General features: G+C 41.7%; 9 protein-coding genes. 1 reads left to right on the forward strand and 8 read right to left on the reverse strand.

From position 1 onward, the window contains the following. Positions 1 to 26: 26 nt before the first annotated feature. The 4 genes from EHS13_RS21525 to EHS13_RS21540 form a co-directional block, all read right to left on the reverse strand. Positions 27 to 1733 carry an extracellular solute-binding protein gene (locus EHS13_RS21525; protein WP_227013467.1) on the reverse strand — a complete coding sequence of 569 codons (1707 nt, stop codon included), beginning with the start codon at positions 1731 to 1733 and terminating at the stop codon, positions 27 to 29. A gap of 174 nt (positions 1734 to 1907) precedes the next feature. After that, entirely contained in the window at positions 1908 to 2942 is a 1035-nt protein-coding gene (locus tag EHS13_RS21530; protein WP_162463191.1) for a response regulator, read from the reverse strand. Beyond that, entirely contained in the window at positions 2935 to 4656 is a 1722-nt protein-coding gene (locus EHS13_RS21535; protein ID WP_155702366.1) for a sensor histidine kinase, read from the reverse strand. Before EHS13_RS21535 ends, EHS13_RS21530 begins: the two co-directional genes overlap by 8 nt. A gap of 15 nt (positions 4657 to 4671) precedes the next feature. Further along, a complete protein-coding gene (locus EHS13_RS21540) occupies positions 4672 to 6702 on the reverse strand; it encodes a Na+/H+ antiporter (protein ID WP_155702367.1) in 2031 nt (676 codons plus the stop codon). A gap of 361 nt (positions 6703 to 7063) precedes the next feature. On the opposite strand from EHS13_RS21540, the gene serS reads away from it, so the two are divergent. Next, on the forward strand, positions 7064 to 8341 hold the full coding sequence (gene serS / locus EHS13_RS21545; protein ID WP_155702368.1) for a serine--tRNA ligase: 1278 nt from the start codon (positions 7064 to 7066) through the stop codon (positions 8339 to 8341). 110 nt (positions 8342 to 8451) lie between these two features. On the opposite strand, the gene glpX is transcribed toward serS, so the two are convergent. From glpX to fsa, 4 genes are read right to left on the reverse strand one after another with little or no spacing between them, the layout of a single operon-like run. Then, positions 8452 to 9429: a class II fructose-bisphosphatase gene (glpX, locus tag EHS13_RS21550; protein WP_155702369.1), complete on the reverse strand. Its 978-nt coding sequence runs from the start codon at positions 9427 to 9429 to the stop codon at positions 8452 to 8454. A 56-nt stretch (positions 9430 to 9485) separates the two neighbouring features. Next, positions 9486 to 10895, reverse strand: a complete 1410-nt coding sequence (gene gndA, locus EHS13_RS21555) for an NADP-dependent phosphogluconate dehydrogenase (protein WP_155702370.1) — start codon at positions 10893 to 10895, stop codon at positions 9486 to 9488. A gap of 42 nt (positions 10896 to 10937) precedes the next feature. Then, complete coding sequence (locus EHS13_RS21560) at positions 10938 to 12284, reverse strand: glucose-6-phosphate isomerase (protein WP_155702371.1); 1347 nt, start codon at positions 12282 to 12284, stop codon at positions 10938 to 10940. After that, positions 12281 to 12943, reverse strand: a complete 663-nt coding sequence (gene fsa / locus EHS13_RS21565) for a fructose-6-phosphate aldolase (protein WP_155702372.1) — start codon at positions 12941 to 12943, stop codon at positions 12281 to 12283. The genes EHS13_RS21560 and fsa overlap by 4 nt, the downstream gene beginning before the upstream one ends. Positions 12944 to 12945 lie beyond the last annotated feature (2 nt).

The raw sequence follows: 12945 nt of genomic DNA on the forward strand, positions 1-12945 counted from the left end.
GCATACATTCTTGGCAAGCTGACAGATTACTTCTGAGTGGCAAACCAGGTATTCACTTCTTCTGTAATTTTATCTCCACCAAGCTGTTTCCATTTAGTAACATACTGATCAAACTCTTCCATCTTCCCGCGAATTATAATACTGGTGAAGGCTTCGATTTGCAGCTTTTTTAGTGTCGAATTGCTTTGAGTCATCGTTGTAGTTGGTGCGCCAAAATATTGGTCATCCATTAAAGTTTTATTCTTCGAGTAGCCATCGATTACGGAAAGTGAACCCAGCGGTCCATACATTTTGTAATTGCCGTAGAAGTTGACATCTCCAGCCAAGAATTTCAAGCTGTTATCGTAATAACCTTTTTCTTCGGCATTTAATTGTGAGGCATCTTTAGACTCAAGCGCGCTTGTAACATGTAAATAGGCGTCTAAGTTTTTACGAGGAGCTTCTCCGTAAAGTAAAGCGTAGGAGAATACAGCTGTTCCATCTTTATCTACATTGAATTTCTCAGGCTCTGCGGTTTTACCGTAATTCTTCTCAAGCGCCAGGTTTAACATCTTAAGCGCAGCTTCTGGATTCTTCGCACCTTTTTTAACTACAAAATACGTGGTGATGGCAAAAGGAACTTGGGCATTAGCAGGCTGTCCATCGATTGTTGGAATTGCATATGGAGTCCATTCTGCTGCTGAGTTAGCTACTTTGCCATCCTGCAGCCAGCCAGCGCCAATATTCCAAAAGTAGCCGTACAGCATGCCTAATTTTCCAGCATTCGCTGCTTCTTTAACCTTGCCTGCATCCTTAGTACCAAACTCTTTGTCAATTTGGCCAGCAGCATAAAGCTCATGCAGCTTTCCTAATGCTGTTTTCATTTCAGGCTGAGTGCTTCCATAAACCAATTTACCAGCAGCATCCTTCACCCAGATGTTAGGATAAGCATGATAGCCGTTAAAGAAACCTTCCGTAGCGGCAAAATAATTCCCCGCTCCATCCGCGACATCTTTATTCATTCCTAAACCAAACGAATCCGCTTTACTGTTGCCATCTGGATCCTGAGTTGTGAAGGCTTCAGAAATTTTCAAGACATCTGCCATTGTTTTCGGCTCAGGCAGGTTTAATTTCTTCAACCAATCAGAACGTACCCACAGGACGTCCGTCTGGCCTAATCCAGAGCCCATTTGTGGAAGGGCAAGTAGTTTACCATCAAAAGTTGCTGATTTAATGGCATTACCACCATCCGATGCCAAGATTTCTTGGGTAAATGGGGCTGCATATTGCTTGTAAACATCCGTTAAATCTTCCAATTGGCCATCATCGGCCATTTTCTTCAATTGTGTTACGTTAACCTCCATCACATCAGGCAAATCTGCTGTAGCAATGGCAATATTCGATTTTTGTTCATATTGAGCTTGCGGAGCAGTCCATAGATATTTGATTTTAATGCCTAGTGCTTCTTCATAAGCCTTTGACCAGACGTTGCTTTCCAAACTGTCGCCATTTAGATATTTTGTGCCATCCGAAATCTTTTTTACAGCTGTAATTTCAATGGGAGGATCATACTTGGCTAACGGGTCAATAGCTGCTTGTGGTGTTGCATCCGTAGTTGCTGTTGTAGCTGCTGGGGTTGAGCTTGCTGTTTCATTTGCTGGTGTTTCTTCGGTAGCTGTTTTTGTAGTACAGCCCGCTGCACTGAATGCAAGTAACGCGATCGTACAACCAATAATCGTTTTTTTAAGCTTCATTTTGCTGATCCCCATCCCTTAGTGTAGTCATATTTTTGACCTCTTTAGTTTATCAAGCGCTAGCCCTAAGAGGTGAGTGGTGATTATATGAAGGTAATGGGATTATTTTCTCCAATTTCCTTAGCTGACTATGATTAGAAAAAAAACTACACGATGAAGAAAAAAACCATCACATTAGCGATTGTGGAGGTTCTGTCTGAGCTCACTTGGCAATATTCCGGTTTGTTCCTTAAACAATTTACTGAAATACCTTTGGTCGCTGAAGCCGCACTGTTCTGCAATCCAATAAATCGGATGGTTCGTATTCTCAATCATCGCCTTCGCCCGTTCAATGGCAACTCTCTGCAAATAATGGGTGAATGAAATACCTAGAATTTCCTTAAAGCTCGTACTGAAATAGCTTTTGCTTATATTCACTTTTTTACTTAACTCCGTTTGTGATATATGCGCTGCAGGATTCTCATGAATCATATCGATAGATTTAACGATCGCGTAAATAACATCCTCCGAATATTGTGATTTTCGCAGCCATCTCTGCAGCTCTATCCGCAATTCTTTGACCCAAATTAGCAGCTGATCTAAACGTGTTGGCAGCCCTCCATCTGTCTTCCAATCTGTAAAAACTGGAAAAGACAGCTGCCAGCTTTCGAAGGATGAAGCTACTATGCTGCTCCAATCCACTATATGATCTGTTGAAATCGCTACCGAATCATGAATTAATTCCTCATAAATACGATCATCAACCACCCAAATAACCTGACTCCATCGTTCAATAATTTGCTGGTTTAGCTGCGTCATGTTTGCCGTTTTCACGACACCTGCGATTGGTTTAATCTCGATATGCTTAACAATTCGCTGCAATATTTCATCTAAATTATGATCCTCCAGCTGTGTTTTGACGATGTAATCAATTGCCCCCAAACGCAGCGATTCTTGAATATAATCAAAATCCTGATGGCAGGTTAGCATAACCACCTTAATCGTAGAATCAAAAGCCTGAACGTGCTTTAACAATTCCAAGCCTGACATGCCAGGCATCGTAATATCGGTAATGACTAATTGCACAGATTGGGTACGCAAAAAAGCCAGCGCACTTTCTCCACTTGCAGCTTCGCCTATTATGTTAATCTTGTATTTTTCCCAAGGAAATATCATTCGCAAGCCTTTGCGTACCAAGCTCTCATCATCAACGATTAATGCGTTATACATCCTCATGACTTCCCTTCATTGTGCCTGGCAGGTGGATGGAAATCGTTGTACCCTTACCGTTAGAACTAGCAATTTCTAGCTGAGCAGAAGCACCGTAATAAATATCGAGCATTTTTTTCACGTAATGCAAGCCAATACCCAAGCCTGATTTTTGGATATTATCCTCCTGTTCAAACAGCTGTGCCAATCTTTCCGCGGAAATTCCAATTCCGTTGTCCTTGACGATTAATAAGAGCTTCGACTCCTCTACCTTTTGGATAATGACGTTAATCTCGCCTTCCCCTTGCTCAAAACCATGATATAAGGAATTCTCCACAAGCGGCTGGAGTATAAAGCGCGGGATTGAAACATCCAATGCAGTTGGATCGATATCTAACAAAACTTTAAATACGTGATCGTACCGTATATTCTGGAGCTGGATATAATCGCGAATTGCTTCAACTTCTTCTTCCACAGTCACAATGATGTTTTTTTTGCCAAGGTTATAATGGAGAACACGGGTAAATATCGTAACTAGCTGGGCTATGTTAGTCTGCCCCTGCATCCGTGCCAGCCATTGAATGGTATTCAGTGTATTATGCAAGAAATGCGGGTTTATCTGCACAAGCAGCTTTTCTACCTCCAGTTGCCCCCTCCGTTTCTCCTTCTCCTCCACATCCATAATTAAATCGACAATCTGGCCCCTCATTTGGTCAAAATTAAGCAAAAGCTGATCAAATTCAACCAGCCCTGTCATTGCCAGCGAGTTTGTGGTTTGGTCATTGCGAAATCGGGTGATTTCCTTATTAATCAAACGAATCGGTCCATAAACCTTTTTCCAGATGAACCAAGCTAATCCTACGCCTACAATGAGCGATAAACAAGAAAACAAGATAAATTGCACAATCCATTTATTTATCTCATGGTTATAGACGCTGAATGGAATTAGCTGATAAACCTTCCAGTCATAAATGCTCGTAGCTGAAAAAACCTTATAGCCTTTAGGAGCTGCAAAAGCTTGTCCCACTTGGTTTATTTTCGCCAAATTACTGTAAGTAACTGTACCCTTTGGGTTCACAATAACATGATAAGAATCGGATGTCTTAGCATTCTGAGCAAACATGGTTTCCATTCCAGTTAGTTTAGTTTCAATATACGCATAAATCGTATGACCCACACCATCAGGCATTGTCCGGACCAAGGAGAAAACAAGACTATTATCATTCGTATTTAACGAGGTATAAGGACCATAGTATTTCAGCAAATTTTTCTCATAAAATAACGGGAGCTGATCAATCAGAAAGGTTGGAGCAATGTTGCTATTAGAGAAAATAATCGGATCCTTGTAATCCGGAGTATAGTAAAACATAACGCCTAGGTTGGGATTGGCAAAATTAACATTCAGCATGGAAGCATTAATATCGGCATATAAATTACGTTTCTCTAATTCATCCTGATTGGCTATGAATTTGACAACATCACGGCCAATCCCGCCTTCAATCGCCAACAGCTGTGAAACACTTGTCGTATCATCCAATCTTCTTTCAAGCTCATTAGTCTCACGTGTGATATTAGTCTGAATATCTTTCTCAATTTTCTCTGTTTGTACAATGTAAATCCAGCGATACGAAATATAGCCCGTTAAAATAATTGGAATAACCGTTGTGATAATAAGGACGATAGCTAGATTGCCTTTTAATGATCTAATTAATGAAAAACGCTTAAATAGCTTCATTTAGCAGCCCCCATCTCACAGCCCTGCCTCAATAATATCAGCTTCTCTGATGCTCACCTGCTGCTGCAGCTTATTCAATACCTTGCGTGAAATAATGGTTTGTTCGAACATGGTCTGCAGGGCATTGCGTTCTGCTTGGATCGAGATAATCTCCATTTCACTCTTCTGCTCATTAAATGTATCCGTACAATTATAAGCAGATAGCTGCTTGCGCAAGCCTATCATGATTTGATTATAATAGGCTATAACATTAAGCACGGCAACCTCGTTTCCCTTGTGTTTGGATTGGCTGACCTGTCTTACGGCTTCCTCAGACGTACGGATTCTGAGAATCCGCATGGTCGTTAAATCAGAAGCTGTATGAGATAAGGCATGCTTTTGAGGGGAGAGGATCATTAATACTTTCTCCCACAGCAGCGAGAATAACAAGGTAATGAAATGCAGCTTATTCGTTAATACCATTTCGATTTTCGTGAGCACTATTTGCAGCCTTTGCACATCCTGGTGACTAGCCTCGCCTTTATCTAATAATTGCTCGAGATAATCTCTTTCCTTCTCCACAGCAAAACGATGCAATTTCATTTGTTCCCGTCGGTTATTCGCGTTATATTCCACTCTAGAACGACTGGTGTTGATTTCAACAAGCCGTTGTTCATTTGAATTAATCACTAAAGACGCCGCTATATTATTCTCGCTGTTCTTCGTGTTCTTAATCGCTTGAATCGCAGCTTGAATCGCTTTGATTTGTGCTGCTTTTTCCAAGTCATCCTCGAGAGAAGCGGAGCGCGGACCATTCTTAGCTGTGAGGATAGGTAAGGCAATGCTAGCGACTATTAACGACAGCAGAATCACACCAGCAGCCAGAAAAATCATTAAACTCCGTTCGGGAAATGGGGCTCCACTATGGAGAAACAAAGGAATGGAAAAAGCACCAGCCAGTGTTAATGCACCACGTACCCCCGAAACAGAAATGATCATAATATTGAGCAGGGACGGTTTTTCCGCTTTAATTTTGGAGTTCCATGCGACCGGTTTAGTTATTTTACTTCCAAGGAATAGCCATAGGAATCGAATACCCATCAATAATAAGTAGAGAAGCACCACGTAACCGACTGCTGCATAATTATTATAAGCAGAGTCACTAAAAATACTATTCAATACGTCCGGAACCTGAAGCCCCAGCAGGATAAACACAAGCCCATTTAAGACGAATAAAATCACTGACCAGGTACTATCCGAAACAACCTTAAGCTCCATAATTGGAGATTCCGATTTATCCTGCTCGATTGCATGCACGATTCCGCCTGCAACGGCAGCCAAGATACCGGAAAGGCCAAACTCTTCAGCCAGAATATATAGTAAGAACGGTGTGAGAATAAGAATTAACATATGTACCGTAACATCTTCCATACCAAAGCGGCGTAACAATAATCTTCCCCAAATGAAAATCATCGAGAGCAAGGCTCCAAACAAAAGCCCGCCTAAAGCGATGATAATAAAGCTAAAGCTGGCTTCCCAAATCGAGAATAAACCAGTAACCGTTGCCGCTATCGCAAACTTAAAGGCAACTAGACCCGAAGCATCATTCATCAGTGCTTCACCTTCAAGCAGTCTCTGGATCTGCTTCGGCATATGAATTCTTGCTGACATCGCTGAAACAGCAACTGCATCCGTAGGCGAAAGAATTGCTGCTAAACCAAAAGCTGCAGCCAACGGCATAGTCGGAATTAAAGCATGCAGCGCATAACCGCCTATCAGAATAGTTAAGAAAACCAATCCAACCGCAAGCAATAAAATTGGGGCTCTAAGTCTCCATAATTCTTCGCGCGGTGTTTTTTTACCATCATTAAACAACAAGGGTGCGATAAATAACACCAGGAATAGCTCTGGATCTATCGGTACGTGGATATCAAATGGCAGCATGATCAGAATAATGCCCAGCATAATTTGAATCAACGGAATCGGAACAAACGGAATGAACCGTTGGATAACATGCGATATACCAATTAAAGATAAAAGCACTAAGATAGCTAAAAATATTTCCATGATTCATGTGCCCCTTTGCTATATAAACCTAGCTCTATTGTAAATGCGCCGCTAGAAAAACTCAATTAGCGCTGATAACTAATTATTGAAACCGAATATGATTTAGGATATACTTTGTAACAACTAATTTCAAATCTGAATTATGCCAATGACGAGCTTCCAACTCCGAGGTGTTTTCGACAAGAGTATAGCTTTCATTGTACTCCCTAAGTTAACCGGCACCGACCGTTATAGCGGACCAAGTGGATCAAGCAGCTAATTACTGCGCGATCAAGTTGGGTGGCACCGCGAAAAAAGCGCTCTTCGTCCCAAATGACAAGGGGGCTTTTTGTGTTTTTCCAATTAAGAGGAGCGTGGTGCTATGTTAGAGATCAAGTTTATTCGCCAGAACCCAGAGATGCTGCAAAGAATTTCTGATCAAAAGGGCATAACCCTTTCGATTAAAGAACTGCTAGTCTGGGATGAGAAAAAGCGGCTGCTGCTGAAAGAAACAGAGCTGCTTAGAGAGACAAGAAACAACCTATCTCAGCAATTTGCTAATTCGAGTCAACATGGAAAACCCAATGATTTGGAATCGATTAAAGCAGCTGCAAAAGAAGTAAATCAACAATTGAATGAGGTGGAGACCGCTCTTACCGAGGCTGTCACTCAATTCCATACGCTGATGATATTAGTGCCCAATGTGATATCCCCAGATACTCCAATTGGTCGGTCGGATGAGGATAATGTAGAGATTAAACGCGTAGGAGAAATTCCTTGCTTTGATTTTGAGCCTAAAGACCACGTAAAACTTGGAGAAATCCATGCTATTATTGATATTCCACGAGGAGTAAAGGTAGCTGGAAAAAGAAACTATTTTCTTAAGGGAAATGGCTTGTTTCTGCACCGAGCTGTTCAACAATTAACACTCGACTTGCTTGCAGATCGGGGTTTTACCGCTCTTGATGTCCCTTTAATGGTTCGAGGAGCAGCACTTTCCAATACAGCTTTCTTCCCGCTTGGAGTCGATCAAACCTTTAAAATTGCAGAAGAAGATAAATGGCTAGTTGGAACTTCTGAGGTTCCGATGGTTTCTTATTATAGTGATGAAATTATAGACGTAACGGAGCCCATTAAGCTTGCTGCGATCTCAGCTTGCTTCCGTAGTGAAATTGGCGCTGCTGGCAAAGACGTACACGGCTTATATCGAGTCCATCAATTCGCTAAAGTCGAGCAAGTTATTTTATGTGAAAATGACCCTCTGGTATCTGAGCGAATTCTTCAAGAAATAACGCAAAATGCAGAAGAGATTATGCAGCTTTTGGAGCTGCCTTATCGTATCGTTGCTGTTTGCACAGGTGATATGTCGCAAAAAACCTACAAACAATATGACATCGAGACTTGGATGCCTAGCCGCCAAGCATACGGGGAAACACACTCATCTTCCAACCTGCATGATTTTCAAGCACGTCGTTCAAATATCCGATATCGCACAGCTGATGGCACACTACAATACTGTCATACTTTGAACAATACTGCAGTGGCATCGCCGCGCATTCTAATTCCTTTATTAGAAAATCATCAAGAAGCGGACGGTTCTATTCGGATTCCTAAGGCGCTGCAGAAATATATGAATGGTTTAGAGAGGATAACTATTTAAATTTCATTTAGTAATTAAAAGAAAAATGGCAGTTCAGAACTTTAAGTTCTTGACTGCCATTTTATTATGTTAATTAACTCTAATTAGCTCTGAGTAATAAAAAATCCAAGTTATCCGGTTTTAACCTCGTGCTTCAAGCCTTTACTTGGCAAATAATGTATCGTCTTTATAAAACGGATTGTTCTGGTTTGGGCACGCATGACTATGGAATGTGTCTCTGCTTGTTGATTGGAGAGATATCTCACGCCACCCAAAAATTCTCCATCCGTCACACCTGTTGCGGCAAAGATCACATCATCGTTACCAACCAAATCTTCCATCGTTAGCACTTTAAGTGGATCTTGAAGCCCCATTGCAATACAACGTTCAAATTGGGTTTGATTTTCTGGAATTAATCTGCCTTGAAATTCACCGCCTAAGCATTTCAAAGCTGCTGCAGCCAACACACCTTCGGGCGCACCGCCTGAGCCTAAATAGATATCAATCCCCGTTTCTGGGAAAGCTGGCGCAATGGCACCTGCCACATCACCATCTGAAAGAAATTTAATTCGCACATTCGCGTCTCGTAAAGCTTGAATTAAGGATTGATGTCTTTCCCGATCCAGGACCATCACACATAAATCAGAAACTCTTTTATGCAGGATTTCAGCTGCTTTAGCTAAAGTTACCTCCACGGGATCAAGTAGATTTAGCTTCCCTGCTAGTACAGGTCCAACAGCGAGCTTTTCCATATACATATCTGGTGCATGGAGTAAATTCCCTTTATTTGCAATCGCAATAACAGATAAAGCATTATTCAATCCATTTGCTACCAAAGTAGTTCCTTCCAATGGATCTACAGCAATATCTACTTCCGGCCCCTGTCCGTTTCCCAGCTTTTCACCAATGTATAACATCGGAGCTTCGTCCATTTCTCCTTCACCGATCACAACAGTTCCCGTTATGGTAACAGAATCAAACATCGCCCGCATCGCCGTAGTTGCTGCGTCGTCTGCATTAATCTTATCTCCTCGACCCATCCAAGGTGCGGATGCCAACGCCGCTAATTCCGTTACACGAACAAACTCCAATGCTAGTTCACGTTCCATATGCTGCACCTCATTTAAACAACAATTTAAAAAAATCTATAAAAGTCACTTATTTATCATTCCATCCATTGAAAATGAAAACTGCCTTCTTTATCTACGCGTTGGAATGTGTGGGCTCCAAAATAATCTCTTTGAGCTTGCAGCAGGTTTGCCGGCAATCTTGCAGTGCGGTAGCTGTCATAATAAGCTAACGCGGAAGCGAAGGAAGGAACCGGAATCCCTCTAGTTACAGCAATTGCTAGCACTTTTCTCCAAGCTTCTTGATAGTTAGTAATCACATCTCTAAAATATTGATCTAACAGAAGATTTCTTAATTCCGGATCACGATCGTAAGCATCCTTAATATTCTGTAAAAATGCTGCCCGAATAATGCAGCCCCCGCGGAATATCATTGCAATGCTGCCATAGTCCAAGTCCCATTTGTACTCATCAGAAGCAGCTCTCATTTGGGCAAAGCCTTGTGCATAGGAAGCTATTTTGCTTGCATATAATGCTTTGCGAACAGCTTCAATAAATTCCTTAGGATCACCATCATAGCTTGATAGAGCTGGCCCTTTTAACAATTTACTCGCAGCAACACGCTCATCTTTCATTGCTGAGATAAACCGTGCAAACACGGATTCCGTAATGATAGAAAGCGGAACACCTAAGTCTAAAGAGCTTTGGCTTGTCCATTTTCCAGTGCCTTTTTGCCCTGCAGAATCAAGGATCACGTCCACCATTGGTTTACCTGTATCTGGATCTGTTTTCGCGAAAATATCAGCTGTTATTTCTATTAAATAGCTATCCAATTCCCCACGATTCCATTCTGTAAAAATGTCATGCAATTGGTTGGTATCTACGTTCAATACATCTTTTAATAATTGATACGCTTCGCCAATCAGCTGCATATCGCCGTATTCGATGCCGTTATGCACCATTTTCACATAATGGCCCGCACCGTCAGGACCAATATATGTGGAGCAAGGATCTCCATTAACTTTAGCCGATATGGCAGTCAAGATTGGTTCTACAAGCTCATAAGCATCTCTTTGCCCGCCTGGCATAATCGCTGGTCCGTTTAGCGCACCTTCTTCACCGCCCGAAACACCTGCTCCAATAAAGCGGAAGCCTTGAGCCTGTAAATCTTTATTCCTTCTCTTCGTATCCGGGAAAAAAGCATTTCCGCCATCAATCAGGATATCTCCTTGGCTTAAGAAAGGCACAAGCTGATTAATCGTATCATCCGTCGCATTCCCTGCTTGGACCATAATTAATATTTTACGCGGTGTTTCCAGCGATTGGACGAAATCTTCGATACTGAAAGTACCTTTTAATTTTTTACCTGGCGATTCTGCCAAAAGCTCATTTGTTTTCTGAGGAGAACGATTATATAAAGCTACTGAGAAGCCTTTGCTCTCGATATTCAAAGCCAAATTTTTACCCATTACGGCTAGGCCAACTACTCCAACCTGCTGTTTTTCCATTCTATTCAACAACCTTTCTGTTTTCAAAAGCTTATGGATTTATTACTGTGTGGAATCTGATAAACGTTTGTTAAGCTCATCTCTTTGTGTTTCAAAGCCAGGCTTGCCTAACAAAGCAAACATATTGGTCTTATAGGCTTCTACACCAGGTTGATCAAATGGATTTACCCCGAGCAGCAGCCCGCTAATTCCGCATGCCTTCTCGAAAAAGTAAACCATTTCTCCGTACGTGTAAGCATTTAACTCATCCAGCTCAACAATCAAATTCGGAACGCCGCCATCTACATGGGCTAGACGTGTGCCCTGTGCAGCCTTTTTGTTCACTTCATCCATAGTCATGCCTGCTACAAAATTTAAACCGTCCAAATTGCTTTCATCTTCTTGAATGGTCACTTCAATCTGTGGTTTTTTCACGGAAAGGACAGTTTCAATCAGGTCTCTGCGACCTTCCTGCACATATTGTCCCATCGAATGCAAATCAGTTGTAAAATCAACAGCAGCAGGGAAAAGCCCTTTTTGATCCTTTCCTTCACTCTCGCCGAATAGTTGCTTCCACCATTCAGAAACATAATGAAGCGAAGGTTCATAATTAACCAGCAATTCTATGGTTTTCCCTTTACGGTAGAGTGCATTACGAACCGCCGCATATTGATAGCTCTCGTTAGTTGCAAGGTCGGCATTGTTATACTTCTGTGCAGCGGCAGCAGCTCCAGCCATCATTTGATCAATGTCGATCCCCGCAGTAGCAATGGGCAGCAGACCAACTGCAGTAAGTACGGAATACCGTCCGCCTACATCATCAGGAATTACAAAGCTTTCATAACCTTCTTTATCGGCAAGTGTTTTTAAAGCGCCTTTTGCTTGATCCGTCGTAGCAAAAATCCGACTTTTTGCTCCAGCTTTTCCATATTTCTTCTCCATGTAATCACGCAAAATACGAAATGCTATAGCAGGCTCTGTCGTTGTCCCCGACTTGGAAATGACATTAAGCGAAATGTCCTTCCCCTCAAGAAGCTCCAATAAATGAGTAATATAAGCTGAGCTGATATTCTGCCCGGCAAAATATACTTGAGTTTTACCGACCATTTGGTTATGAAACGTATGCGATAGTGCTTCAATGGCTGATCTTGCTCCTAAGTACGAACCTCCAATTCCGATAACAATTAATGCCTCGGAGTTGCTGCGAATTCTTTGCGCTGCAGCTTTAATTCTTGCGAATTCTTCTTGATCATATTGAAGCGGCAAATCCACCCAACCAAGATACTCAGAGCCCGGTCCTTTTTTTTCGTGAAGCATTTCATGAGCAGCTTTCACAAAGTCACCCAGATAGGTGACTTCATGCTCCTGCATAAAAGGTAATGCATTGGAATAATTAAATGAGATACTCATAGTACTTTTTTCCAATCGGCAGCAAACTTCGCCATCCCTTGATCAGTCAAAGGGTGCTTGGATATTTGTTCAATTACACTAAACGGAATCGTTGCAATATGCGCACCAGCCATAGCCACACGTGTTACATGATCCGGATGGCGTACAGAAGCTGCAATAATCTGTGCATCTAAGTTATGAGTGCGGAATAGTTCAGCAATTTTGACGATTAATTGGACACCATCTTCGGAAATATCATCCAAACGGCCTAAGAATGGTGAAACATAAGTAGCACCGGCCCGAGCAGCTAAAAGCGCTTGGTTTACTGTGAAAATCAACGTTACATTCGTTTTCACGCCTTTTTCAGTTAGATAGCGACAAGCTTCTAAACCGGCTAAATTCATTGGAAGCTTGATAGTTATGTTTTTATCATAATTGTTGATTTTAATTAACTCATTCGCTTCAGCGATCATTTCTTCAGCCGTGATCGCATCTGGCGTTACTTCCGCAGAAACAGATTCAACCTTTGGCACTGCACGTAGAATTTCGGCAATACGGTCTTCGAACTTCACGCCTTCTTTGGCAACTAACGAAGGATTCGTTGTCACACCGGATAATACCCCAATTTTGTACGCTTTATTAATGTCTACCAGGTTTGCTGTATCAATGAAAAATTTCATAA

Origin of the sequence: Paenibacillus psychroresistens (assembly GCF_009728935.1) — a bacterium.
Taxonomy (GTDB): domain Bacteria; phylum Bacillota; class Bacilli; order Paenibacillales; family NBRC-103111; genus Paenibacillus_AC; species Paenibacillus_AC psychroresistens.